Below are 26,599 nucleotides of genomic sequence, written 5' to 3'. Positions count from 1 at the left end.
CATTAATAAACCTCCTCTACATTGTTCATTTTAACCAACAAAAAAATCCCATCCCCAAGACTTTCGTCTTGGGGACGAGATTATCGTCGTGTTGCCACCCCAGTTTATTAATATGTCACCATATTAATCTTATCAGGTACGACACTAAAGTGCTTATACCCTAGCTCTATAACAGGAGCTCCTGTTACACTATCCCCTTGTTAGGTTCCAATGTAATGCTCAGAGACTTGGTTCAATAAACATTTTCTTACTCCTTTTCAGCCAACTGGAGTTCTCTGTAAAGAATTTATTTATCTACTCTTCTCTTCATTGCCTTTAATATTGTTTATTATAATATCATCGTTAACAAGTATTGTAAATCAAATTATTTACTATTCTGTCTCGTTCGGAGAACACGTGCTACCCGTTACTTTAATTGTATAGTTTCACATATAATTGAAAATTTCAGGACGCAATTATCTTTTATCCTTTTCCAATATTTCTATTATCTTATCTAATTTCCGGCCAATTTCTTTAAGCTGATTATTTTTTTCAGCTGAATTCAAAAGTAACCTTCTAATAAAAAGTGTGAACGATACTATAAATAAAACCATTAGTCCAAACGCTACGATTTGATAAATTACTGAACCCCATGAAACATCCATTCTACATTACCTCACTTTCAATAATCAGCATACTACTTTTGCATTCTATTGGTTATGAATGGGGGAAGTTTCTGTTATTCTCTTGCTTCGTTAAATTAAGTATAATCCTTTAATTTCTCAGTACTTATAAAAGAAAAGGTGAATTTGAGCGTACCCAAATGAACCTTTTTCCTACATTTCACTTCTTTTTTCCTTCACGATAAGGAACGTCAACAACGTCTATCCAGTTTCTTAATTCCTCTTCCGTTTGTTTCCGCATAGCTTTATTAATAATTAATGACGTATCTACGTCGTGGTCAGCGTGCTTAATTGTGATTTGTCCACTTTCTTTATCCCATATAACCTCATTAATTAGTTTGGCATAGACCTTGAATTTACCAAGCAGTAAACCATCATCCTGCAACGTAATTTTTCTTACTGAAAGCCTCAGATAAGGAAGACAAATGCTGAATACCCCTAATATAATTGTCACAATAAGCGTCACTTTCGTTTCTGTGTTCCCCCAACCATTTGTAAACCCAAAAAAAAGCGTAAGAATTAAACTAGCAAATGTAAAATAAAAAGCCATTAACGCGTAATTTAACACCGTTCCATTAACAGAAAACAATTCTTTACTTTCCTGCTGGCTCGCCTGTTTTTTACTTGATTTCGTATCTGGGCTCGGCATTTGCTCACTCAAATTTGGCTGATCAAATTCGATTTCTTTTAATCTCTCTTGATTGATACGCTCCACCTTCGCTGATTTCTGTAATTGAAGTCTCTTCACAAATTGATTGTACATCGGGCGGTAAAGAAAAAGAACGATTGCGGGAAACAAGAGAACTTCAAACGTAAATTCAATGACAAAGATAATCAGAATTAATGGCATTACAATCCAATAAAAGAATAGTAGTAACAGCTTTAACGGTTTATATGAAATCCATTCAAACTTAGTAAGAGCAACATCTAGCTCATCTCCTGGATTAATCCGTCCTAGCTTATAGCTCCATTCGATTAATTCATCAATCGTATTGAATTGGGCCTCTTCAGAAGGAGCCAAACAAGTAAACAGTTGGTTTAAAACCCATGCTTCTTCTAGCAATGCAGAAAACAATTTTTGTTCAGCTTGTGTCGCCTCTTGGAAAAGACTCTTTTTTTCTACAAACTGTGGAGACATCCGACGTAAATAACTGCTTCTCTCTTCGTATAGCGTCCAAAATGCCTGCCACTTTTCTTGAAACGGTTCATGATCACACTCTTCTAAAATCGGCTTCCCACGTAGGGACACTGCGTAATCAGACAATTGTTCCAATGCGAGCACCATTCTTGTTATGTTTGAATGTCCAACGAGTACCTCATCGATTTCATTTTGGATGTTCTCTATCTCCATTCCTTTTTGTGCTTCTAGTGGAGCCTTTAGCTTTTGCATTAAAGGCATCACCTGCAATCTAGCCAAAATCTCATAAACCTCTTTCCCTGCTTCGTGATTAATACTCGTAAGCTGTTGATCTAACAGATCAAAACGAGAAAAAAAGGGCGAGTGTGGCAGGAGATATTGGCCAACCATAACAAACCTTTGTCCCCGAATCTCAACCTCCTGTGATTGAAATATAGGATATACCGGAAGCGACTTCGATTTATACGCTTTTTTATACTTTTTTCTTGCAGGTTGTTTTATATATGTATCCATCGTTACACCACCTCAATAATTCTTTGACTTTCTTTATGCCTTCTAAAAATCCCTATCCTAACACCAAGCTTTTCACCTTCCTTTGAACTACTGATTACTTGTATATATACGTACGAATTAACGCGAACGTCTCATTTTTCGAACTAAATAGGACAGCTCCATTTCTATTGAAGCCCCCTTGAAAGCTCTTTGTTGAAAACAGGACTATAAAATGAACAAAATTCGATTGTCCCTCCGTTTTTATCGTTTGAAAAAAAGAGAGGAATCATCCCCCTCTTTTCAAAAAGATTTATCTCGTTGTTACATATAATCTTATTAATACTTTCTTATTACTGGTTGTTTTATAAAAGCTTCCCGTTAACATCACCTAAAATAGATCATTGTACCATGACTTTTGTCCACATTTGTTAATTTATACAAAATTATACCATATATTGCAGCTATAGAAGTCCATTATGTTTTTGCTATGGCAACAATTATCAGAATAGCAAAAACCCACTACTATTCTTTTGCATACACCAATTTGAATCTTTCACAAACAACTGGAATTTTGTAGTCAAACTCTTGATCGATCGCTTCAAACTCCTTTTTGAAAAAGGCTTCGTGTACATCACGCCAATAACGTAATGAACGGTCACCTTCCCCCTCCAAATAGGCGTGTTCTTCTGTAACTTGATCAAAAGGTATAACTTCGACTGAGGTTGTTTCTGCAATTGCGACAGCTTTTCCATCGCCATCAAGAATGATATTGAGTAAGCCTACTTTTGGCAATTCTTCCTTTTCCAATTCATATAACGTGTAATTTGATGAGGTCGCTGTTTTTGTTCCTTCTATTACTAACTTTGCAAGCTCATCAGCCATTTCCTTTGAATCTCCAAATGCCCAAGCAACATACTCTTTTGCAGCATGAGGGTTTACTTTTTTGTAGCTCTCCCATATTTGCGTAACCGATTTATTTTCCATGTCTACCAATCCTACTTTCCATTTAATTATCTAACTGATCACAAATTTCTTCCCATTTCTGTTCTAAATCTTGTTTATCTTTATACAACTGTTGTATTAATTCCAAATCTGCTACTTCCATTAACCTTTTGTCTAACTGTATAATTCGTTCCTCTAATGAAGCTAAGTCCTTTTCCAAGCTTGCATTGTCTACACTCTTTTTTGTTATCCCTCCCTTTTGTTTGCGGGTTGTCCCCTTCTTATTTACTATATTTACTCGAATGGAGTTTTCTCTTTGTTGAGCCATTTTTCCCTTCGCCCACGTATAGTCTCCACAAAAGCAATGTGCCTTCTTATCTTCTATCCAATAAATCTTATCAAATAGCTTGTTAAGAAAATAGCGATCATGTGAGACTGTTAATAAGCTTCCTTGAAAATTTTCGAGAGCTTCTTCCAACACTTCTCTTGATTCAATATCTAAATGGTTCGTCGGTTCATCTAAAATAAGCAAATTAAGATCTTGATACATTAATTGGGCTAATCGTAGCCTCATTTTCTCGCCCCCACTTAGCTGAGAGACCTTTTGAAAAACGTCGTATCCATAAAACATAAACCTCGCTAAAATCCGTCTTGCTTCTCCTTCTGACACATGAACCTCATCTCTAAACGTTTCAATCACCGTTTCCTCTTTAATTGTAGAGAAAGCGTTTTGAGATAAGTATCCGATTTTGACATTGCTACCTACCCGCACCTCTCCTTTATCTGGATTTAGTTCTTGAAGTATTAATTTTAGCAAAGTTGTTTTGCCTGTCCCGTTTTCTCCTATTACGGCAGCTCGATCTTGATAGGATAGATGTATATTTACTTCCTCAAATAACACCTTATCACCGAAACGTTTTGCAACATTTGTAAGCATGATCACGTCATTTCCACTCCTGTTTGTGGAATCTATCTCTAGGTTCATCTTCTTTCGATTCAAGATCGGTCGTTGTAACTTTTCCATTCTTTCTAATGCTCTTTCCATGTTTCTTGCACGTCTATGCAAATCTGCATTTGGAGGATTGGCTCTATTCGCCCAATCTCTTAATCGTTTGATCGCCTCTTTCATCTTTTTTATTTTCTTTTGCTGTTCCTCATAAGCTTGAAATTCTAGTAAAAGCCTCTCCTCTTTTTCTTTTACAAACCGTGTAAAATTAGTATGGTATACCGTTACTTCTCCGTCTTCTAAATCGATGACCTTGTTGATGACCTCATCAAGAAAATAGCGATCATGTGAAATGACTAGAATGGTCCCCGAATATTCTCGTAAAAAAGTACCAAGCCATTCAACTGCCGGTAAATCTAAATGGTTAGTCGGCTCATCCAATAATAACAGGTCAGGCTGTTTTAATAGCATCAGCCCTAATCCAACCTTCGTTCTCTCTCCGCCACTCAATTGGGAAAAGCAGATCAAGTAAGTTCTGAACATTTAAGCCTCGGGCGATGTTTTCAATATTTGCTTCTATTTCATACCCTCCATACATCGTAAATTGGTCTTGAATATTGCCATACTCATTCAATAGCTTTTGAAGTATATCCGAATTTGGCTCAACTTCCATTTCAGTCTCTAACTGTTTCATCCTTTCTTCCATCTGTAGTAGAGGAGTAACGGCTGATCGAAATACGTCCTTTGGCGTTGTATGGTCATCGTAATCTCGGGTCTGTGTTAAGTAACCTATGCTAGCCCCTTTCTTCCAGTGTATTTCTCCTATATCAGGTGTTTCTTCACCAGCTAACATTTTCATTAACGTTGTTTCCCACTACCATTTCGACCAACTAGACCAACTCGTTCTTTTTCTTTTATTTCAAAAGAAATATCTTCAAAAATGGAGTTACCTCCGTACATTTTGGCTATTTTATTTACACTACATATAATCATAATGAATCCTCCTTATAGAGCGTGTTCAAAAACTCTAAAAAATGTGGCAATGGCGCCTTCGCTACTCATCTTGTGGGTAGAAACCCACTCTCCGCAAGACTTTTTAAAGATGTAGCGACTACACTTATAAATACAAAAAAAAGCCATGGGAAGACATATCTCCACATGGTCTGTAATAAAACACAAAAAAGGAGAGCATGAAAATAGCTCTCCTTTCAACCGTCCTTTTTAACGTGGGTAAAGAGATGTTTTTCACCGTTTTAGTTTGCTATTGAGTTGCTAAAAAAGGGCATACGTATCCCGTTAACAACTACAGCAGCAAATTTGGCACGGTTTAAATAAAGGAATTCAACCCAAAATCCGTGCTCTAAAACAGCTTGATTCAACATCTTACCCACCTCCGATTCATTAAAGTTAGTTACATAATATCAGATATAGGTATTTTATTCAAATTGTATCGTGATAACGACGCCATCCCCCGAGCTTTGTAATATCCTCAGCTCCTTCGGCGGCGTAAGCCTCACATACAAAGCCAGGAACCTCACTACCGTCAGCTAGCTCGACCTTACCAATTGCAAGTGGGGATGGAATCATCGTTACAAATTTACCAAACTCAGAAAGCGGCATTTCCCAAATTTCAAGCTCGATTGCTCCACCGCTACCATCCTGCTTTTTAATCATTCCAGGCTTTGCAGGCTCTAATGATAGTTTAATAAATTGGTAAACAGGAGCTGATTTATCCTCACGAACAAAACGAGCACGGCATTCTTTCATTTGCTTCTCTAAAAGAAACCCTTTCATATGTAATCCACAAACAGCAATAAGCGTTGTTTCCTCTGAATCACGACTTAATTGGATGAGATTCGCTGCTCCACAAATCAAGTCTTCATCAGCTGCTAAACCGAATATCGTAATGCCAAATGGTAGATTCGAATCAGCTTCGCCAGCAGGAATTGCCACTGCACACATATCTAATAAATTACAATGATTCGTGTAACGCCCCATCTCACTGTTCGTTTCAATTGGATTTTCGCGTACTTGTTCACGTGTCCATGTGCCACCTGCTGTCGGGAGAATGAGTACACCATTTTCAAGTAGCTTCTTCGCTTGAAGTTTATAAGCTTGAAGCTGATGCTGTGCTTTGTAAACCGCTGCTGCATGATGGTGCGTTGCAGAACCAGATCGAAGCACCTCTTCTGTTACTGGAAACGTCACACCTGGATGTTCATCAACAAATTCCCCCAGAGCTGCCCAGCGTTCTGCGACCATCGGACCATCATATAATAGCGAAGCGGCGTCTAATAAGAACGAGGTATCCACATAATCCACCTTTACACCAAGATGCTCGATTTGTTTCACTGTTCGTTCCCATGCCTCTTGGTATTTATCAGCAAAAGGTCCATAAAATTGAGGCAATTTGTTAGGTAGCATAATCCGATTAGGAACCGTTGCTTTTGGTACCGGAAATTCCTTGGACCATGGATCCTGCTCATCAATGCCGCGAGCAACGCGATCAACGATCATCGCTTCCTCAAAATAATGAGAAAAAACAGTTACACAATCCAAACTTGCACAAGCCGGCACAACTCCCTTTGTTGACCAAGCACCAATACTTGGCTTATATCCAACAAGATTATTTAACAACGCTGGAATTCGACCGGAGCCTGCTGTATCGGTTCCTAAGCTAAATACAGCTTGACCACGTGCAACTGCAACCGCTGAGCCAGAACTTGACCCTCCACTAATCAGTTCAGGACGTAGGGCATTATGAGTTTCCCCATATGGCTTCTTGTACCGACTAATCCTGTTGCAAATTGATCAAGATTTGTTTTTCCAATGGGAATTGCACCAGCAGCAAGTAATCGTGAGACAACGGACGCATCTTCACGAGGTTCATACATATATTCTTGACAGCCCGCTGTTGTCGGAACGCCTGCTAAATCAATATTATCTTTGATCGCAAATGGTATTCCCCAAAGCGGTGAACTCTCAATTTCAAGAGAGTTCAACCTTTCTAAGTAAGGAGCTATCCATTTTAGGGAAGGAGGTGTAATCCAAATATTCATTTCCTCGTCCGCATTTGCTCGCTCAATGATCTTTAGCACAACCTCTTTTGGTGTAAGCTCCTTTTTTATATACTGATCTCTTAACCATTCAAGCGTTAAATGCTCTGGTATGTTCATGATGTTGACACCGCCTCTTTTTTCTCTTCTCGTATACCAACAATGAGTTGACCTGCATGAACTTCATCACCAGGCTTAACATAAATACTGTCGATATAGCCGTCACATGTTGCGGTTTGCGGGAACTCCATTTTCATACTTTCTTCTATTAATAAGGTCTCGCCTTTTTTCACGAATTGACTAGGTTCAACTACTACTTTCCAAATACTCCCTGGCATAGAGCAACGAACAGCAATAACTCCTTCAGGAAGCTCATCTTCTTCACTATCAGTAACCGTATCTTGCTCAGAGATGTACTCCGCAAGTCCTTTTGACTTCCAGCTTTCTCGCTCGGCTCTGAATGCATCCTGCTGTTTCTTACGGAACACTTCAATGTCTTCTTCAATCGACTTTAAATAAGCTAAGTACTCGCCAAGCTTAAATGTCGTTTCGGTAATATCGACATCAAAGCGACCGCGCGGGAAATCTTCACGAAGCTTAAGGAGCTCCTTATCTCCAACCGGATAGAACTGAATCTGATCAAAGAACCGAAGCAGCCACGGCTTTCCATCTTCAAAGTTTTTATTTGAATGCAGCTTATTCCACATTTGAATCGTTCGACCAACAAATTGATAACCCCCAGGGCCTTCCATCCCGTAGACACACATATAAGCTCCACCAATTCCAACCGCATTTTCCGGAGTCCACGTGCGTGCTGGGTTGTATTTTGTTGTCACGAGCCGATGACGCGGATCAATTGGAGTCGCAACTGGTGCCCCTAAATAGACATCGCCTAAGCCCATCACTAAATAATTCGCATTAAATACAACATCCTTTACTTCATCTAGATCGTTCAAACCGTTAATGCGACGTATAAATTCCAAGTTGCTCGGACACCATGGTGCATCGGGACGAACATTTTTTTGATAACGATCCGTTGCAAGCTGTGTCGCTGGATCGTCCCACGATAATGGAAGCTTTACAATACGAGATGGGACATCTATTTCTTCAAGTGGTGGCAATTGGCTATCAAGCTCCATAATTATCGCGGCGGTCTCTTGTACAGTTGTCTTCGTTGGATCAATATGAACTTGTAATGAACGAATTCCTGGTGTTAAATCCACATACGGAATGTCACTTTTCTCTTTAATCGCCTCCATTAATACGTGTGCTTGGAAGCGAAGCAACAAATCAAGCTCCATTTCGCCATATTCGACAAGGAGATATTCATCGCCAGAGCAACGAATCGTAATAGGGAATCGTCTATTCTTAACCTCTCGTGCTAGGATCGGGTCATTTGCATTGACCTTTCTAACTGCTGGTCGCACACTTTCTACGCGAGCATCGATCCTTTCTCCTTCCCCGATCGCTCTTAATTGCTTTTCCTGTTCTTGGCGTAGTTCATTTGCATCTTCTAGTGTTAACAGTTCAAAACGGATCTTATCACCTGGGTGTAGTTGACCGAGCTTCCAAAATTCAGCCGATGCTGTCGTAACCGGACAAACGAACCCCCCTAAGCTCGGACCGTCTGGACCAAGTAAAATCGGCATATCTCCTGTTAAATCAAGTGTTCCAACCGCATATGCATTATCATGAATATTCGATGGGTGTAAGCCGGCATCCCCACCATCCTCACGTGACCAGTTAGGTGCAGGTCCTATTAAACGGACACCTGTACGTGAACTGTTAAAATGGACTTCCCAGCTTGTTTCGGTTAATTGTGTTAAATAATCTGGTTGGAGAAATTCTTCGGTACAATGTGGCCCAGGGATAACTCCGATCGTCCAAGTGTTTGTCATTTCAGGTCTAGAAGCAATGTCTAGCTCTTTTTTCTCAAACGGTTCCCCAGCGCGGTTAATGTTCAATACATCTCCAGTACGAAGAGCACGACCACCATGTCCTCCAAAGCCACCTAATGTAAATGTAGATGCACTATTAAGGGTAAGCGGAATATCAAATCCCCCAGAAACCAATAAATAACTACGCATCCCTGTATTTGCTTCACCGAATTTAAGTACTTGACCTTTTCTCGCTAAAATCGGCTGATATAGCGGGACGATTTCTTCATCTAATACCGCCTGCATGTCTGCACCTGTTAAACAGAACCAAATATCATTTCTAAATTTGTAAGAGCCCCCACGCAATGTTAACTCAAGACCTGATGCATGATCATCGTTTCCGAGTAGCTTATTTCCAACTCGGAATGAAAGTGGGTCCATTGGTCCGCATGGTGGTACGCCAACATCCCAATGACCCGTACGCCCAGGAAAGTCTTGAACTGTCGTTTGAACGCCACCGTCTATAACCTCGATAGCATCCTCCACTGGCTCAAAGTTTTTCAACATTTGCGTATAAACAAGCCCCTTCCTACACGCCTCATCTTCTAACAATGCCTGCACATATTGGAGGTTTGTCGTCACTCCGTAAAACCGTGTTTCCTCTAATGCCTGATGCAGCTTGTTTATCGCCTCTTCACGGCTCTCACCGTGAACGATGATTTTTGCCAGCATCGGATCATAAAGCGATGTGACCGTTACCCCGTCGCGTAACCATGTTTCCACACGTGCTTTGTCCGATAACACAACGCGATCCAATTGACCTGCACTTGGACGGAAGTTTTGCAAACAATCCTCTGCATAAATACGTGCTTGAATACTATGTCCGACTGGCTTTCGTACAAGTGATGCTAAATCTGTCAATTCATTTGCTGCTTCTTTCACCATCCATTCAACAAGGTCAACCCCTATCACCTCTTCCGTAACACCATGCTCTACTTGTAGTCTCGTGTTTACTTCAAGGAAGTAGAACTCCTCTGTTTTTGGGTCATATAAATACTCAACTGTTCCGGCACTACGATAGCCAACCTCTTTAGCTAAACGCTTTGATGCAGCAAACATCTTTTGACGGACCTCATCTGATAGATGAGGGGCTGGACTTTCCTCAATGACCTTTTGGTTACGGCGCTGAATCGAACAGTCACGCTCTCCTAATGTGACAACCTCTCCTAAAGCAGTACCGAATATTTGCACTTCCACATGGCGTGCTCTTGCAATATATTTTTCTAAAAATAGTCCGCTATTATTAAAGTTCACTTCAGCAAGGTGACGGACACCTTCGTACGCTTGTTTAAGTGCATCTGCGTCTTCGCAAATGCGCATACCAATCCCGCCGCCACCTGCTGTACTTTTAAGTATAACTGGATAACCAATCGCTTTGGCTTCTTGCAATGCTTCGTCTACTTCCGTCAGCAAGCTCGTCCCTGGTAATAATGGAACTCCAGCTTTTATAGCAAGTTCTCGAGCCGAATGCTTCAGCCCAAACATCTCCATTTGCTCTCCCGTCGGTCCGATAAAAGCTATCCCCTTTTCTTGGCAGGCATGTGCAAAATCAGCATTCTCACTTAAAAACCCGTAACCTGGATGAATCGCTTCAGCTCCCGTTTGTACAGCTGTTTCCAAAATGAGATCGGCATTAAGATAACTTTCTTTTGCTGGGCCCTCACCGATTAGGACCGCTTCATCTGCATGGTAGACATGAAGACTGTCCTGATCCGCTTTCGTATAAACAGCAACTGATTTGATTCCCATATTTCTTAATGTTCGCTCAATTCGAACAGCAATGGCACCGCGATTTGCAATTAACACTTTCTTAAACATAGGATAACCTCCAATGATGGTTTGATATGAATTTGACGATTACTTTTCCCATATAAGAACACGAACTGGCGTTGGATTATAAGCATTACAAGGGTTATTTAACTGTGGACAATTACTAATCAACGTCGTTGTGCGACATTCTGCTTTCATTTCCACGTAACGATTCGGACCAGATACTCCGTCAGCAAATGTAAGTCCACCCTCTGGTGTAACAGGAACATTCATAAAAAAGTTAATATTAGGTGCTAAATCACGCTTTTCATATGCTCCATCGTATTTAGCCATTTGCAGCATAAACGTATCACGGCAATTGTGCATAGGGAACGTGTCATGGGCGTAACGTACAGTATTACTTTGAGCCGAACACGCCCCACCTAATGTATCATGTCGCCCACATGTGTCAGCGACAATCGTCATTAATGGTTTACCAGATTCTGCTCTGAGAACTGAGCCTGTTGATAAATAAATATTTTGTTGCTGAGAAATCGTTGCAACTGCACTATAGTGGTCATCCGGATTGTCCGCATCAAAGAATAACGTGTCAGCCGCTTGATTCCCCTCTAAATCTTCTATTCTCAATACTTGCCCTGTTTCTAACTCATGCATCCAGCCATCGCCCGCTTGGATAACTTTGCTATAAATCGCTTCTTCTGCTCTACGTTCACTCTCAACTCGATTAAAAACAGCCATACTTTATTCCTCCTTTATTTCACTAGTGTTTCGTATTCCCATGTATTTTCAAATGCACGACGATTTTCAGGCCGGAAATTCAAACAATAATCATCCTCTTTCACTTCATTTGCTTTAGATACCTCAATAGAAACTGGAACAGACGGATACGTCGTTTTTGGATCAAGCGGGTTCGGAGTATTGGAGAGAACAACTAACAAATCCATCTCCGTTCTAAGCGTCACCGTTGCACCTTTTTGACAATGGTCCACCACAAAATTCATATCGCCCGCTTCATCGCAGAACACTTTGGAAAAGAGATTTACATTAGGCACCAAATCTCGTTTTCCTAATCCATTTCTGACTAACTCGATTAAAAATTCTCATGACCACTACGATGCCAATCATTACGCAGCTCTTGATACGTTGTTTTTCCGTATTTTTGGTCCGTCAACTCTCTCGTTGTATAACCAGAAATGGAATCATGCCAACCAAGTGTATCCGCTACGATACTAGCAATCGCACGTCCATTATCACTCATGAGAACATGACCTGTAGTTAAATGCGACGTATGCTGTGCTTTCAACGTATCTGGCATATTATAACGCTCCGTTAAATCCTTCGGGTTATAAAACAAAACCGATAAATTTGCCCCTTTCTCAAGTGCAGTAAAGCAAATGTGTTTACCTTTACTAATGACACCAGACCACTTTCCTCCCGCAGGAATCGTTTTTTTCCAACTCATATTCGTTGCCTCCCTTTCTGTATTTGAAAGCCACAAAACGGCTTTTCCCCAAATAACCAAACCCCTCAAGTTTTTAAAATAAAAAAGGATAAAAGCCTAGGAGATATCTCCCAGGCTTTTATCCTTCCGTGTAATACAGAATATCTGTACCGCTCTCTCTCGGACCAGACTTGATCACACATCAACGGAACCCTAGAAAGCTTATTTGTCCTCAACAGCTAGTGAGAACCTTTATTAACTTAACCGAAGTATAAAAAACAATAAAACGAACAACAAGGAGTTTGTCAGAAAACTTGACAAAGATTTCTAAAGGCACAATCTAGCTAATTTTTAAGCTTTAAAAAGTATGTCAGTTTATATCACACACTAGTTGAATCTTTTATCTGTTCCACTAAAAATTAGCAACATATTCATTTCATCATTTCGCAGATAAACAAATTTCTATATCAGAATAATTTAGACACTTTAAGGAGCTGTTAAAATGAAAAGAAAACAACCTCATTTAAAAAGAACGTTGTCTTTGTTTCAAGTGGTTATGCTAGGTTTAGCATGGAATACCCCAATGATCTATTTTTCCGTTTTTGGTGTAGCCTACGAGGGCTCTAGTAGCTATTTAACTCCCGCTTACGCAATAGCGGTTATCGCTGTTCTATTTACTGGAGCAAGTTATGCAGTGATGGCAAGGAAAATACCGATCTCAGGCTCGGCTTATACATTTGTCAAAAAACGATGAATTCCAAACTTGGCTTTATCGTCGGTTGGGTATTACTCTTTAATTATCTATTTGCCCCGATTATTGCTTGTATTACATTTGGCATTTTCCTAAATACCCAATTCCCACAAGTCCCTTCATATGTGTGGATTATCGGATTAACGATCCTTTTAGCGTTAATAAGTATTGTCGGCGTTAATTCTTCAGCCAACATTAGTAGCTTCTTTGTTTTATTACAAATTATCTTTATTATATCTTTCTGTGGATTTATGATTAATGGCTTAATCAACGGAACCGGAAGCGGAACCCTTTTATCAATGGATCCTTTCATCAATAGTGACATGTCTCTTTCGATCGTTTTGGCTGGTGCATCGGTTGTCATTTTCTCCTTTTTAGGGTTTGATACGATGACGACTTTATCAGAAGAAACCGTCAACCCAAAGAAGACGATCCCACGTGCCATCTTTATTATGATTGCAATCGTTGGTGTTCTACATGTAACCACATCTTATTTTATTCAATTAATTGTTCCTAACTTTACATATCAAAACCCAGACTCGGCTGCTCTAGAATTAGTCAGTATTGTCGGAGGAAGTTTGTTAAGCTCTGTTTTCATGATCGTTCTCATTGCGGCGATTTTCACGCAAGGTCTGGCATCAGTCACAGCTGTATCTCGACTGTTGTATGTCATGGGTCGTGATTCGACGTTACCTAAGAAATTTTTTGGCTATCTCCATCCAAAATTTAAAACACCAGTGCTAAATATCCTCTTTTCATCTGTCATCACGTTATCAGCGATTTTCATCTCAATTGATGCGGCACTGCGTTTTGTCAACTTTGGAGCACTAACAGCTTTCTTCTTCGTGAATTTATGTGTCATTACGATGTATGTTAAGAATAAGCAGCAACGTAATCGTTCTGTTAAAGGAATCATTGTTAACCTCATTTCACCACTTATAGGTGCAGCCTTTATTGCCTGGCTTCTCTTTTTATTAGATCTTCCTACGTTAATAGGTGGGTTCATCTGGATCGCACTCGGCTTGATCTACCTTGGCTTCTTGACGAACGGAGCAGTCAACCTCTGCCAGAATCAGATGACAAACAAAGAGGCGTTGTTTTAGAAAAGGAAGCTATCTAAGTTTTACTCATCAAAAAGTTATACTTGAATAACAATTTCCTGCATCTAAGCTTTAACGCTTAATGACAGGGTTCTTGCTCTACAGCAAATTTAATAATGGGAAATGATAATAGAATGAATGGTGTGGCAAATGATAAATTTGCCACGCCATTATTTATGAGGCGAAAGCAAACGAGAATAAACGGGAACAGTTACGACTCTACTCTTCTCATTCTAATAATCAAAGGTGACATCCTAATTTTAGGTTATATAAATCCACAGGCAATTTACCTTATCAATAGATATTGTTTAACCCAAAATAGAATCGCAGCAGCTGCCAACAGGAAAAACCAATACATTGCAGTGCCGAAAAATACTCCTCCTAACATCCAAATCAAGATACTAATCCACTTAACATTTAGTTCGCCAGTAGATAAATTAGGCAATACGTATTCCATAATAACTACCATGAATAAGCCCCATTGAAAACCACCAAAATACGCTGATCTTTCAATTGTCGAATCTTATCTACGTATTCAGTAGCACAGTCTGTTGTATCGAGATCATTTTTTCTTATTTTCACAGTAACCATAGTGGCATATATCATATTAACATTGAATATTGCTACTCTTGTTAAATGAAAAAAAGACCGTCTTTTAACGATCTTAATTCTCGTATTTCTCATTAAAAAGACTTTAATAAATATAGGTGTAAATCATCATCATTCGCACACTGAGCGTATTGCTCCAGCTGTTTTCCCTTATACCAAACACCTGAACCATCAGGGATAAACCCTCGCTTAACGTACATTTTTTGAGCAGCACCATACCCGTTATGCAAACCAACAGCTAGAGACACTTTGTCACTATATTCTTTTGCTATTCTTTCTACAACATCCATTAACTTGTTTCCAATTCCATTTTTCTGAAATTTCATTAGGACGTTTAAATCAATGATTTCAGGTATATTTTTAAATGCAAATGGCCCTGTTGAAGTACATGGTAAAAGAGTTACGTAGCCTGCAGCTTGATTGTTTACTTCAGCAACAATTACAATCTGTTCATTGTTTTCTTGTCGTATAAAGTAACCCTCATACAACTCTTTAGGTTTATGCCAATTTTGTTCTGCAAATCCGACTACGAGCTTTTCTATGTCACTTTGTATCATTGAACGAATAATTACACTATCACTCCTATCAAATATCATTGCTAAACCTCCCTTGATACATCAAAGATGATTTCTTTAATTTGTATTTTCTAGTATACTCTGAATTTTATCTGTATAAATTTCATCTAAATGTTCGGTAGTATATTGAAAATTTTCCATACTCGAAACTTTAGGAATGCCCATATTTACAAATTCACGGTCAAGCTCTTCTATGATAAAGAATACATGTTCATCATTCATAACTCCCCCAAGTTCATTTAAATGAACTTTTTTACCATCGGCTAACTCAATAATATAAAAGAATTCACCCTTTGAATGTGTAAACGGTAGGTAGAATTTATCACCATATACTCCTGTGCTAATCTTTACTACATCTTTGTAACTAAATTCACGTCCTTGTGGATATAGAAATGAATAATCAATAATTTTGTTGCTCGTTATGACAGTAACTGCAGAAACAATGATGTAAAACAAGACAATATTGCTTGCAATAAATGCAAAGATATAGTTTCTATTCATTTTTATGAATCTGTCTTTTGCTTCAGATCCTTTGTTCTGAGATTCTTTCTTATATAAAATATAGAAAAACCCAATTAATAGGTATAGTTCATAAATAAAAATCAATCTTGATGTTGGGTAGTTAAATGTCCACATTACATAGTCGTTAGGGACAAATACCATTTCTTGAATGGTTATAATCAAAAGATAAATCCCCATCGTTAAAATAACAATAGCAATTAGTGAAAGAATGATTGATATCGGCTTTTTCAAAGAAAAAACAACTCCTAACATAGATACATGGTCTTATCCACGAGCATAGTTAACTATTAAGTTACTTGTGCGAATAATAGTAATCTATTTAATTAGTAAAATATACCCCACTAATGAAAAAAAGACACTTTTATTTTGGGTGCCTATTCACATTCTGATTAGCTTAGCCGCACATGCTTCAAAGAATATCTAATAAATCTTGTAGATAACTAATTTGAGTTAATCCCTTACGTTCGCTAGTTTCACTATTTGTCGGGTTATAGTAGTAGAAGTGGATGCCTGCCCCGTTTGCTGCGGGGTAGTCATTTATGATCGAATCTCCTATATAAATCGTTTTTTCTTTGCTTAAGTCTAATTTTTCTAGGCAAATTTCCACCGCTTTTGGATTTGGCTTGGCAACACCTATTTCTTCAGATATGAAAACTTCTTCAAAATAATGCTCTATCTTAGCTGCCTTCAACCGCCCTCTTTGAGACTCACTGTACCCATTCGTCAAACAAAACAGGCGATGTTTTTTGATAAAGACTCTAATACTTCTCTTGCACCTGGTTCCAATTGTGAAGAACGACAAAAGAATTCCCAATAGCTTTTCGTTATAAGTGATGCATCAAACGATTCACTATAATCCTTTAATAAGTCGGAAATGGAACGTTGTATAACTTCGAAAGGAGATTTCTCTCCTATTTGCCCCCAATGATAACTGCTCATTTTCTCGTATGTATGTAGAAGCTCTTGTTGCCTGTTATCCTCTCGGGTTTTTAGAATTTCATGTTCGATGAGTGCCTCTAAGATTGATTCCCGTTCACACATTTTAATATTTAATAACGTATTGTCTAAATCGAAACCAATGTTCATGCTTCCCCTCACTCTCTGTTTTTCACTTAAACTAGTTCGTACTTATCCATTTTAACATTTAATTCCTTAATTCGTTGTAGCATAGAAAGAGCATCCCTTATTGAAGGAATGCCCCTGTTAGTGCTAGCTATCGTTTCGCTTTAGTTTAATTCAAAAAAGTTCAGCTTTCCTTTTTCCACAATGTAAATCCCTTTTGCATCATGATTATAGAAAACATCCTTTTTTGCTTCATTAAATTCACTTTCATGAACAAGGACTGGCTCGACTGGTGTGTTCGCTAAATCAATGTAATATGTAAACATTTTATAAGCCTCTTCTTCATTTTGTTCATATTGTGTGAAGACAAAGCTTCCGTTATCAGCAATTATTATATCGTTTCTAAAGTCTATTTGTTTCGTTTGATCGGATAAATCAATTCCATGCTTATCAAGTTCGAGATCAATTACCTTTGGTTCAGGTGTATAAACGGCATAGATTTGTTCAATGATTTCTGCTTCAGAATCAGCTTCGAAAAAATATTCATAGTATCCGTAGTAAGAAGAATCCTGTCCACTAAGGTTATTCACATTAGCCCAATTTTCTACCATAGGTACATACGTTTCATCGCCCGAATAAACAGGTTCTTGTTTCAATTTACTTAACACTTCTTGGTCTTCTGGATATTCTTTTGAGTACATTTCCTTCGTCGTCACATTTAAAGCCATGGCCACATCATATCCATACAAATAGTGGTTCATCACTAAGAAGTATTCATCCTCTACCTTTTCAATTAAAGGCAAATATAAGTACACCCCAAATACATCGTACTTATCCGTACTTTCTACATAATCAATTGTTCTGTTTTCAACATCGAATATGGCAATGGCGTAATCTTCTTTAGCAGCGTCTCGTCGCCAAACAGCATATTTACCATCGAATGAAACAGTAGGATCTGAAAAAATATCGGCACTAATTGCCTTCGATACGTGAACAATTTCGGTATCATCAATGACAATGATCATATCTTTTGTAACAAATAACTTCACTCTGCCATCTTCTGAAAAATGAGCATCTCTAACTAAACCGTCAAAAGGAAGTTCAATTGACGAGCCTTCCATTATAATATGTTCGCCAATTAGCTGCTCCAGGTCACTTACCTCTGTATTCGATTCTGCTGTTACGTCTTCCTCTGTTATCACTTTTTCACTCGTTCCTTCTGAATTTGAACAAGCAGATAAAAATAACGTTAATGAGAAAAGACAAAGTATCATTTTTTCAACATTTCACACCACTCTTTCTGCTTAAGTTAATAAAAGTAAGAATAATATGTTCTACGATTGTCTTATATGAAACGTTTCACCGTAAATAAGTATCGAACACTTTCAAACATGGTAGAGAATAAAACATAAGTAAAGTGTACGGTAAAAGATTAACTCCAGAAGACATGAAAAAGCAGTAATACAATATAACGCCTCAAGAGTCAATCTCCCAAGGCGTTTTAAATCTTCCTATAAGTGTGGCCATCCATTTTCATCCCAATACAGTGGCCTTATTTGTAAGGTTGGCTTTCCTTCATTCTCCGCATCATACGCATGATTCACAAGAATACTAGATTCCCCTGAAAAATAAACAGCACAGTGGCCAGGTCCGATCCAACGCTCATCACCAGCGTCTACTAATGTCCCTCCACCTTCCATCATCGACGTTTCATCTTTATCTACATACGGTCCAGTAATCTCCTTTGAACGACCAACGACGATATTATATGTACTATCTACCCCGCGACAGCAAAAATCAAACGATACGAATTGATAGTAGTAACCGTCTCGATGGACAATGAATGGAGCTTCAATCGTATTCGGTTCTAGTCTTCTAGTCGAAATCGTAATCAGTTCAGCGTCAACAGCTGGCTTCATTGTTTTTGGATCTAATTGAATAAGCTGCATCCCTCCCCAAAAAGATCCAAAGTTTAACCAAGGCTGCCCCTGTTCATCAACAATTAAATTCGCATCAATCGCATTGTAATTATCGTCTGATGTTGAGTGAATCACATACCCTTGATCCTTCCATTCGAAGTCTGGTTGGCAGAATCTAATGTTGTATTTGTAACCAACCCAATGGCTGAAGTATTTTCCCCGAACGTCGAAACCGAATAATAGAGATAGTACACTCCATTATAAAACGATATATCCGGTGCCCAAATACTCTCCTCTGTTTTTCCGGTACATACTCTTTGCTCCATTCTGGCAACGATGAAAAGATCGGTTTTTCCTGCTTCCAATGGATGCCGTCCTCAGAGGATTTTACCCCAATTCCCCTACCTGTATGAAAGACATACCATTTGTCACCTTCTTTACTAATAACGGGATCATGTGCCCACAAAGCACCTTTCAAATCCCAACTCTTCTTATAGAAATCAATTCCTTTAAAGCATTCAGAGTTAAACATGATATTTCTCCTTCCTATTCCGTGGTCAACTCAAACTCATCGATTTCTTAAATCTCGGATGAATAAATAAAGCCCTTTCAAAACAATGATCACATATCAAATACAACGCTTACAAAACAATTCAATTAATCTATTTATTAATATATTTCTATATATATTTTATTATATAATAAAGGTATAGATTCTCAAATAGCAAGTATTTATTTCTTTTCACCAAAAAAATGGAGGTTTTGCGCATGAAATTAATGAAACATCAATCTTTTGCACCTACACCCCCTATGGGTTGGAATAGTTGGGATTGCTATGGTGCAAGTGTGACAGAGGAAGAAGTTAAAGGGAACGCAGATTATATTCAAGAGCATTTAAAACGATTTGGCTGGGAATATGTTGTAGTCGATATTCAGTGGTATGAGCCAACAGCAGATTCCTCTCGTTATCACGCCTTTGCTCCGTTAGAAATGGATGAATATTCAAGGTTGCTACCGGCCGTCAATCGCTTTCCATCTGCAATAAACGGTGCTGGATTTAAACCGCTTGGAGACTATATTCATAGTCTTGGATTAAAGTTTGGTATTCATATTATGAGAGGAATTCCTAGACAAGCAGTTCATGCGAATACAGCCATTTTAGGCTCAGATCAACGAGCAAGGGATATTGCTCATCCTAATTCGATCTGTCCATGGAATACAGATATGTATGGAATTGATCCATCTCAAGAAGGTGCACAAGCCTATTACAATTCGTTGTTTGAATTATACGCACAATGGGGAGTCGATTTTATTAAAGTCGATGATATTGCTGCATCGAGATTATATGATACTCATTTGAAGGAAATTGAATTAATCCACAATGCTATTAATCATTGCGGGCGCGATATCGTTTTAAGCCTCTCACCTGGACCTGCACCAATTGAATACGCCCAATCGTTTAAAGAAAACGCTAACATGTGGAGAATGACGGATGACTTTTGGGATCAATGGGATTTATTATATAACATGTTTGAACGATGTGAAGTGTGGGAAAAGCATGTTGCTCCAGGAAGTTGGCCAGACTGTGACATGCTACCTTTAGGTCATTTAGGTTTACGATCTGTTGATGGTCCTGGCGGAGACAGATGGACACGTTTTACAAAGGACGAACAAAAAACAATGATGACTCTTTGGAGTATTTTCAAATCGCCGCTCATGTTCGGTGGAGAGCTCCGTGACAACGATGAATGGACCTTATCTTTGTTAACGAACGAAGATGTTCTTAATGTTAATCAACATAGTCACAGCAACCGATTGCTTTATCGCTTAAACGACCACGTCGTCTGGACGGCAAAAGGGAAGCAAGATGAGACATATGTCGCATTATTTAATATAAGTGAAAGCGAAGCAACGCTCAACGTTTCATTAGAACAACTTGGTTTATTCGAACCAAAGCAAGGAAAAGAGCTTTGGAAGCAACAAGACCTAGGTAGCATTGATGAAATTGAAACTGTTCTTCCACCACATGGTTCATCGCTTATACGACTAAGCTAAAAAGCGGTCTTGGATAGAATAGTATTCTTTAAGAAACAAACAACGAGGCTCGGACAAACCCCTTCTCAGAAATGAAAAAGCCGGTGAAATTAATACTTTACGTAAATTTCACCGGCTTTGACAATAAATTATAGACATCTTCTGATAAATCGCATCAGTTAATCCTTGTTTAAGAATTATAACAGGAAAAGAAGGATGCCTTATTCGAGTATCTAATAAGTTTCTTCATCTCTTATTACAGCAATAGGATCAAACACACGATGATCAAACTTAAATAATGGTTGATTATCTTTCACTTTATTTGCCAATCAGGGTTGGCCAAAGCACTAGTCCCTAGTGCAACAAAGTCAGTCTCTCCATTACCAATCATTTTCTCTGCAGTATCTGGCTCTCCTAACTGCCCATTGGCAACTACAGGAATTTTTCCATACTTTTTGGCAAGGTATGCAAGTGTATGACTATCTTCTCCAAACGCTGGTTTATCTGCTTGAAACTCCGTTGTGTGTATATAATCTGGGCTAGCTGAGGCTAGATTCTCAAAGATGATTTTTGCTTCATCCTCTTCTCCTTTCCATTTATGATAGAAATCATTTACTTTACCTTGAGAAACGCGGATACCTACAACAAAATTGTTGCCCACTTTATTTCGAATTGCTTTTAACACTAAAACACTTAGCCGAACACGATTTTCAGGTGTCCCTCCAAATTCATCTTCGCGAAGATTTGTATAGTCCGTATGAAATTGATCTAATAAATACCCATTGGCCCCATGAACTTCAATTCCATCAAAGCCAATATTTTTAGCTCTTAATGCAGCATTAGCAAAGCTCTCAATCACTGTCTCTATTTCTTTTTTACTTATTTCTCTTGGAATCGAATATTCTCCACTTCCCCCATGATCTTTAAGTTTTTCCCCTTTGGTTTAATAGCAGACGGTGCTAATGAATAGTCCTTATAGCGATTGTACTGAACTAGTGCTCCTGCATGTTGAATTTGTAAAAAGATTTTCCCACCTTCTTTGTGAACAGCATCTACCACTGGTTTCCAAGCAGCAGCTTGCTCTTCCGTTGCAATTCCGGGTTGATTTTCATACGCTTGCCCATGTGTCAAATCAGGATAAGTACCTTCAGTAATTATTAAAGAAAAGCCACCTCTTGCAAAGCGTGAATAATATAGGGCCATTCTTTCATTAGCTAATCCGTTCGGTTCAGCACTTGTTCTAGTCATTGGAGATACTACCGTTCTATTTGACAACTCCAATGAACCAATCTTAGATTCGGAAAATAAATTGGGGTACTTTGACATAATTAATCACTCCTGTTTTTTATTTGCTTGCAATTTAAAGTTTACATAGGATTAGATATTTAATAAAATGATTAAAAATGATGTATCGATCAATAATAATGATGAGGAGTTTCATTATGGAGTTAACTGATTTAAAAGTTTTTCTAACAGTAGCTGATGAGGGAAATGTTTCTAAAGCGGCAGACAAACTAGGATATGTACAGTCTAATGTCACCAATCGTATAAAAAATTGGAGTCTGATTTAGGTGTTACTCTATTTAATAGACACCCAAAAGGAGTTAGCTTAACTGAAAGAGGATTCATTTTTTATGAGCATGCAGCCTCCATAAATAAACGGGCTGAAGAAGCGGTTGCAGCTGTTCAAGATGCGGAGAACTTTGAAGGGAAGTTGGCAATTGGAGTTGTTGAGACTCTTGCCTCAAATAAATTTATGAATATACTTTCTGATTTCAAAAAACAGCATCCTAATGTATCGATTTCGTTAATTACTGGGACATCACCAAAATTATTAGAGATGATTCAGAAATACAAGCTTGATGCGGCATTTATCACAGGCCAAACAAAATCCAATTTGATCGAAGTCGAATATACGATTCAAGATGTCGTTAGTCTAATTACTAAAAGAGGAGTTAAACCTGAACAGACACCAAAGACTTGGGCAGTATTTCCTGAAGGGTGTCCATTTAGAAAGGTTCTAGTTGAATGGTTAGATAGTACCGGCGATAAACCAACTAACGTTATAGAAGTAAACACCTTAGATACTTTATTAAATTGTGTGAAATCAGGGTTGGCTTCAGCAGTTCTTCCTTTATCAGTGATTTCTGAAACCCAAGCAAAAGAATACAACTCAACCCCCCTTCCAAAAGAGTATCTTCTTATGCAAACGCATCTTGTTAGACGTAAAGACTTGAATACTAATAGGGTTTTAACTTCTTTTATAGAGCAAATAAATAAGAATGAATTATAAATAGAAAACACATTAGTCACTTCTAATGTGTTTTCTTACATCAACCTGTATTGGATAGGTGTCACTCATTGGTGGAGAAAGTTAGCGTTTTTTAGACACTTTGATTTTATTTAACATTTAGATTTATACTGAATTCATCTAGTTCAGATTCCTCTATTCAAGCCATAACCAACATAACTCAAATTTTCATAACCCTTGAACAAATAATATATTTGTTACCATTGTTTTACGTTACAATTCCCAGTCAAAATAACAACCGTATACTTATATTTCTTGGAAGGTTTTTAAGTATGACTGCGAGCATGCTGTCTCTTTCCCTTCCAATAGCAAATCATGAATACCAACATAGCGTGTCTCAGTAATCTACCCTTCCATTTCCACCTTGCTTCTTCCCCCACCACGACATTATCCGTCTAAAAGCCTTAGTATAAAAATTTAATGGACATACGGTGAATCATATTCAACTCCACACGGACCTCCATCGGGATTCGTCTTCATATCCACTGGGGTTCCATCTGCACGGAATAACGGACGATAATGTGAGGCAATATGAGTAGCTGAACTGTTTGCGTAGTGACAGATGAACGATCGTCGAAAACGATCTTTCGTCTTATTGCGGTACGATCCGTGAATTAGATTCCCATTAAAGAAGAGCACATCGCCCTTTTCCATCACGATCGGAACAGGTTTCTTTTCCTTCGGTGGCTTTACGTAATGGGTCGTAAATGATTCCTTTGCATCAGACAATTCAGGACAAACAATGTCATAGTCACTCGTCTTTGGTACAACTAGTAATCCTCCATTATCTTCATCAGCCGAATCGATTGCCGTCCATGCAGCGATGCAATTGCCCGGCTCAACCTTCAAGTAAAAATTATCTTGGTGAAGTGCCTGCTCGTGCACCTGGTGGCTTATAATAGAACATACTCTGTGCTGCCAACGCCTCTTCCTCATACAAATCAGCAAGAACCTTCATAACCGGTTGATGTAGCATATAGCGTTTGGCAGTTTCATTAAATCGGTGCGGATGCATAACTCTTGGATAACGCTTTAACGGATCCTCTGTGTCTCTCTGAAGATCTGGCTCAAAATGCCCAGGAATTACTTGATTGCTAATATCATCAAAGGTACTCGTAATCTCCATTAGTTGCTCCTCTGTAAACAGACCTTTCACAATGACATAACCTTCTTCTTCAAATTGTTGCTTTTGTTCCTTTGTTAACACTTGATATTCAGCCACAGTTTTTCCCTCCTTTAATTCTGCTCTTGTTATTTCCTATGCTTCTTCATTATATAGTTCCAATACTTGTTTAAAGAAGGATCGATCTTGCTAAAAATACATACAATCCTGCTATAATCAACTTGTTCACTTGCTTTTATTAAGCTAAACTATTAGGAAGAAAAGCTCTCACGCCATTATTTAATAAGAACAATAGAAAAGGTTGTGTATTATGGAGATTAATCGGCCATCCGACTATGACGGACACTCACACGGGGTTGTGATCGCTGGTCATTTCGACGAACGCGACATTTATTCCACCGTACGACCAAATGGGATGAATGACTGGCTAATCACGTACACATTAGCTGGAGAGGGTTTTTTCGAGATAGAAGGCCAAGAACATCGTACAAGAACCGGTGAGATCACACTATTGAAACCCGGAACACCTCATCGATACGGTACACCTAAAGGAGAACGCTGGAATTTTGTATGGGCACATTTTAAGGAAGGATTCATGGACACAGGTCTACTACCACTTGATGCACTGACGATCCAACATATTGAGCAACAAGCAGTGAGAGAACGCATCTATTATGCGTTCCGCCGAATTTTATCAGACTCAAGGGAGCAAGGGAGTTATTGGCATGAATTGTGCGTAAGTGCCTTAAGAGAGATTCTTATGTTACTTGCCAAGCAGCATACTAGTGAATTTGATCCTCGCATAGAAGAAACCCTTTACTTACTGGCTGAGCGAATGAACGAGACAATTCGAGTCGAAGAGCTAGCCCAAAACATTGGACTATCTCCATCAAGACTTGCCCATTTGTTTAAGGAAAATACTGGCGAGTCCATTATCGAAGCACTGAACCGAATGCGAATTAAACAGGCTACCCTGCTCCTTGCACATACAAATCGGAATGCTTCTGAGGCAGCACATGAAGTAGCTTTCAAAATTACAACCATTTCACCCGCCAATTTCGTAAATATACAGGCTTAACACCAAGTGAGTTTGCAAAAAATATCCGTTCAAAAGATAGACAAAAGCATAAATAAAAAACTTAATTTGAAAAGCTATGCAATGCAAGGAGAATCTGGATAATGGTACTATTAGTACTGGTATAATCTAACGGATTGGATTAAAATATTATATCTATGTAAATAATTAGGAGGGGTAAATTTGAATAATTATGGTGAACTTTTGTATGCTGGTAAGACTGACAACAACAAAACAGGTATTGCATTTATTCTCATTGGTATCATTTCCTTAATCGGTGCAAACTTTATCTATGCAAAAATGACGTTAATTGTAATTGGAGGCGTGTTTACACTTATCGGATTATACCTGCTACTATTTAAACGGAGTGATAAATTTTCAATCTATGAAAACACGATTGTTTTGACTTAAAAGGTCAGAAGCTCTCAATTCCAAAAGAACAAATTAGCCATATCGAATATCAGAAATTAAAAGTTAGAGGAAGTTCAGTTGTGAATTATTATCCTGTACTTATATTAAACGACCAAAAACAAGTGTTAATTAATAAATCATTTAATTCCATTGTCAATCAAGATTTCAAAAAGGTTATCGAATCTTACCTATAAATAGCACGATTCTAATCAAAACCACCAGTATGAACTGGTGGTTTACTCTGTGGCTGAAAGTATCTCTGGCCTCGGCCTAAAAGGCTCATTGAGGGAGGCCCGCCTGCACCACATTCACTCATTCTAAAGAATTTCTTTATTTCTTCTTATTTTTCTCACCGTAAATCGGTAATGATCTTCGTATAATGATAACTGGTAACCTATGTAGTCTTCTTTCAACTATATTTTTAATGTAATCTTATATGTTTCTTATTTCTGCCCTCTGTATTAACATAGAAACCCCAACACCAGAATTTCCGGTTCCCGTATAGTAATCGTTTTAATGTACGTAAAAAGTTGCGAAAAATTTAAAAGGCAGGGAGGAAATGAATAATAGAAATGGTGGTGACTGTTAATTTTATGATTAATATCATGAGGTAGAATACATTATAGAGGGCATAGGTTTTAAAGATAATGTACGTACTAAAGAATTGGTTAAAACATCGTATAGGGCTTACAAGGTTTAAGTCTATTATCTGAATAAAAATTG

The 26,599-nt window shown here is 38.3% G+C and carries 23 protein-coding genes, 6 pseudogenes, 1 riboswitch and 1 other annotated feature; of the genes and pseudogenes, 8 read left to right on the top strand and 21 right to left on the bottom strand.

The genetic code is table 11. The features are described from left to right. Positions 1-67: 67 nt before the first annotated feature. Positions 68-319 (bottom strand) — a binding site (T-box leader). Positions 320-455: 136 nt separating this feature from the next. The 9 genes and pseudogenes from JCM19034_RS15295 to JCM19034_RS15260 all read right to left on the bottom strand — a co-directional run bounded on the left by JCM19034_RS15295 (position 456) and on the right by JCM19034_RS15260 (position 12,405). Then, positions 456-644 (bottom strand): DUF4083 domain-containing protein, encoded by a 189-nt coding sequence (locus JCM19034_RS15295; protein ID WP_062051078.1) that lies wholly within the window; start codon positions 642-644, stop codon positions 456-458. Between the two features lie 178 nt (positions 645-822). Next, positions 823-2,313, bottom strand: a complete 1,491-nt coding sequence (locus JCM19034_RS15290) for a hypothetical protein (RefSeq protein ID WP_062051076.1) — start codon at positions 2,311-2,313, stop codon at positions 823-825. Between the two features lie 501 nt (positions 2,314-2,814). After that, positions 2,815-3,276: an ASCH domain-containing protein gene (locus tag JCM19034_RS15285; RefSeq protein ID WP_062051074.1), complete on the bottom strand. Its 462-nt coding sequence runs from the start codon at positions 3,274-3,276 to the stop codon at positions 2,815-2,817. A 22-nt stretch (positions 3,277-3,298) separates the two neighbouring features. Next, positions 3,299-5,173: pseudogene (gene abc-f, locus JCM19034_RS15280) on the bottom strand (ribosomal protection-like ABC-F family protein). Between the two features lie 260 nt (positions 5,174-5,433). Continuing rightward, positions 5,434-5,562 carry an RAxF-45 family protein gene (locus JCM19034_RS24220; RefSeq protein ID WP_269431714.1) on the bottom strand — a complete coding sequence of 43 codons (129 nt, stop codon included), beginning with the start codon at positions 5,560-5,562 and terminating at the stop codon, positions 5,434-5,436. A 58-nt stretch (positions 5,563-5,620) separates the two neighbouring features. Then, positions 5,621-7,356: pseudogene (atzF, locus tag JCM19034_RS15275) on the bottom strand (allophanate hydrolase). Beyond that, entirely contained in the window at positions 7,353-10,991 is a 3,639-nt protein-coding gene (uca, locus tag JCM19034_RS15270) for an urea carboxylase (RefSeq protein WP_062051072.1), read from the bottom strand. Before uca ends, atzF begins: the two are co-directional and overlap by 4 nt. A 39-nt stretch (positions 10,992-11,030) precedes the next feature. Continuing rightward, positions 11,031-11,681 (bottom strand): urea amidolyase associated protein UAAP2, encoded by a 651-nt coding sequence (locus JCM19034_RS15265; protein WP_062051070.1) that lies wholly within the window; start codon positions 11,679-11,681, stop codon positions 11,031-11,033. Between the two features lie 14 nt (positions 11,682-11,695). Next, positions 11,696-12,405 (bottom strand): annotated as a pseudogene (locus JCM19034_RS15260) (urea amidolyase associated protein UAAP1). Positions 12,406-12,510: 105 nt separating this feature from the next. Then, positions 12,511-12,612, bottom strand: a riboswitch (guanidine-I (ykkC/yxkD leader). Positions 12,613-12,886: 274 nt separating this feature from the next. On the opposite strand from JCM19034_RS15260, the gene JCM19034_RS21900 reads away from it, so the two are divergent. Both JCM19034_RS21900 and JCM19034_RS15255 read left to right on the top strand, forming a co-directional pair. After that, complete coding sequence (locus JCM19034_RS21900; RefSeq protein ID WP_156324009.1) at positions 12,887-13,138, top strand: APC family permease; 252 nt, start codon at positions 12,887-12,889, stop codon at positions 13,136-13,138. Then, entirely contained in the window at positions 13,135-14,238 is a 1,104-nt protein-coding gene (locus JCM19034_RS15255) for an APC family permease (protein ID WP_156324008.1), read from the top strand. The genes JCM19034_RS21900 and JCM19034_RS15255 overlap by 4 nt, the downstream gene beginning before the upstream one ends. Before the next feature lie 283 nt (positions 14,239-14,521). Here the strand turns inward: JCM19034_RS15255 and JCM19034_RS15250 are convergent, their stop codons facing one another. From JCM19034_RS15250 to JCM19034_RS24215, 8 genes are all read right to left on the bottom strand, one after another. Then, on the bottom strand, positions 14,522-14,704 hold the full coding sequence (locus JCM19034_RS15250; RefSeq protein WP_062051068.1) for a hypothetical protein: 183 nt from the start codon (positions 14,702-14,704) through the stop codon (positions 14,522-14,524). A gap of 214 nt (positions 14,705-14,918) precedes the next feature. Then, positions 14,919-15,440, bottom strand: coding sequence for a GNAT family N-acetyltransferase (locus tag JCM19034_RS15240; RefSeq protein WP_062051064.1), 522 nt, complete (start codon positions 15,438-15,440; stop codon positions 14,919-14,921). 36 nt (positions 15,441-15,476) lie between these two features. Beyond that, positions 15,477-16,172 (bottom strand): hypothetical protein, encoded by a 696-nt coding sequence (locus JCM19034_RS15235; RefSeq protein ID WP_062051062.1) that lies wholly within the window; start codon positions 16,170-16,172, stop codon positions 15,477-15,479. 178 nt (positions 16,173-16,350) lie between these two features. After that, the gene (locus JCM19034_RS15230; protein WP_197276417.1) at positions 16,351-16,668 is read right to left on the bottom strand and encodes an HAD family hydrolase; all 318 of its coding nucleotides are present in this window, start codon (positions 16,666-16,668) and stop codon (positions 16,351-16,353) included. Then, entirely contained in the window at positions 16,665-17,027 is a 363-nt protein-coding gene (locus JCM19034_RS21895; RefSeq protein ID WP_062051058.1) for a hypothetical protein, read from the bottom strand. Before JCM19034_RS21895 ends, JCM19034_RS15230 begins: the two co-directional genes overlap by 4 nt. A 140-nt stretch (positions 17,028-17,167) precedes the next feature. Then, complete coding sequence (locus JCM19034_RS15220; RefSeq protein ID WP_062051056.1) at positions 17,168-18,277, bottom strand: hypothetical protein; 1,110 nt, start codon at positions 18,275-18,277, stop codon at positions 17,168-17,170. 237 nt (positions 18,278-18,514) lie between these two features. Beyond that, positions 18,515-19,057: an arabinan endo-1,5-alpha-L-arabinosidase gene (locus JCM19034_RS15215; protein ID WP_269431713.1), complete on the bottom strand. Its 543-nt coding sequence runs from the start codon at positions 19,055-19,057 to the stop codon at positions 18,515-18,517. After that, the gene (locus JCM19034_RS24215) at positions 19,054-19,248 is read right to left on the bottom strand and encodes a family 43 glycosylhydrolase (RefSeq protein ID WP_269431716.1); all 195 of its coding nucleotides are present in this window, start codon (positions 19,246-19,248) and stop codon (positions 19,054-19,056) included. Before JCM19034_RS24215 ends, JCM19034_RS15215 begins: the two co-directional genes overlap by 4 nt. A 451-nt stretch (positions 19,249-19,699) precedes the next feature. On the opposite strand from JCM19034_RS24215, the gene JCM19034_RS15210 reads away from it, so the two are divergent. Further along, on the top strand, positions 19,700-20,977 hold the full coding sequence (locus JCM19034_RS15210) for a glycoside hydrolase family 27 protein (protein ID WP_062051161.1): 1,278 nt from the start codon (positions 19,700-19,702) through the stop codon (positions 20,975-20,977). 292 nt (positions 20,978-21,269) lie between these two features. On the opposite strand, the gene JCM19034_RS24210 is transcribed toward JCM19034_RS15210, so the two are convergent. Together JCM19034_RS24210 and JCM19034_RS24205 are read right to left on the bottom strand one after the other, a co-directional pair. After that, positions 21,270-21,815: a hypothetical protein gene (locus tag JCM19034_RS24210; protein WP_269431712.1), complete on the bottom strand. Its 546-nt coding sequence runs from the start codon at positions 21,813-21,815 to the stop codon at positions 21,270-21,272. Positions 21,816-21,835: 20 nt separating this feature from the next. Next, positions 21,836-22,282 (bottom strand): hypothetical protein, encoded by a 447-nt coding sequence (locus JCM19034_RS24205; protein ID WP_269431711.1) that lies wholly within the window; start codon positions 22,280-22,282, stop codon positions 21,836-21,838. 116 nt (positions 22,283-22,398) lie between these two features. Here JCM19034_RS24205 and JCM19034_RS23410 point away from each other — a divergent pair, with 116 nt between their 5' ends. Together JCM19034_RS23410 and JCM19034_RS15200 are read left to right on the top strand one after the other, a co-directional pair. After that, complete coding sequence (locus JCM19034_RS23410; RefSeq protein WP_082394115.1) at positions 22,399-22,527, top strand: LysR family transcriptional regulator; 129 nt, start codon at positions 22,399-22,401, stop codon at positions 22,525-22,527. Then, on the top strand, positions 22,512-23,249 hold the full coding sequence (locus JCM19034_RS15200; RefSeq protein ID WP_062051054.1) for a LysR substrate-binding domain-containing protein: 738 nt from the start codon (positions 22,512-22,514) through the stop codon (positions 23,247-23,249). Before JCM19034_RS23410 ends, JCM19034_RS15200 begins: the two co-directional genes overlap by 16 nt. Before the next feature lie 435 nt (positions 23,250-23,684). Here JCM19034_RS15200 and JCM19034_RS15195 read toward each other — a convergent pair. After that, positions 23,685-24,489 (bottom strand): annotated as a pseudogene (locus tag JCM19034_RS15195) (phytanoyl-CoA dioxygenase family protein). A 211-nt stretch (positions 24,490-24,700) separates the two neighbouring features. Here JCM19034_RS15195 and JCM19034_RS15190 point away from each other — a divergent pair. From JCM19034_RS15190 to JCM19034_RS15185, 3 genes and pseudogenes are all read left to right on the top strand, one after another. Continuing rightward, positions 24,701-25,468 carry an AraC family ligand binding domain-containing protein gene (locus tag JCM19034_RS15190; protein WP_370622068.1) on the top strand — a complete coding sequence of 256 codons (768 nt, stop codon included), beginning with the start codon at positions 24,701-24,703 and terminating at the stop codon, positions 25,466-25,468. Continuing rightward, a pseudogene (locus JCM19034_RS23405) lies at positions 25,444-25,524 on the top strand (hypothetical protein); the annotation flags it as partial. The gene JCM19034_RS15190 and the pseudogene JCM19034_RS23405, both read left to right, overlap by 25 nt. A 124-nt stretch (positions 25,525-25,648) precedes the next feature. Further along, positions 25,649-25,876 (top strand): hypothetical protein, encoded by a 228-nt coding sequence (locus JCM19034_RS15185; protein WP_062051052.1) that lies wholly within the window; start codon positions 25,649-25,651, stop codon positions 25,874-25,876. Positions 25,877-26,206: 330 nt separating this feature from the next. Here the strand turns inward: JCM19034_RS15185 and JCM19034_RS25205 are convergent. Beyond that, positions 26,207-26,378 (bottom strand): annotated as a pseudogene (locus JCM19034_RS25205) (IS200/IS605 family transposase); the annotation flags it as partial. Positions 26,379-26,599: the final 221 nt, after the last annotated feature.

This window comes from Bacillus sp. JCM 19034, from assembly GCF_001310635.1.
In the GTDB taxonomy this organism is placed as follows: Bacteria; Bacillota; Bacilli; order Bacillales; family Bacillaceae_D; genus Halalkalibacter.
The sequence above is the reverse complement of the archived record's forward strand: the minus strand, read 5'-3'. Positions and strand labels throughout refer to the sequence as shown.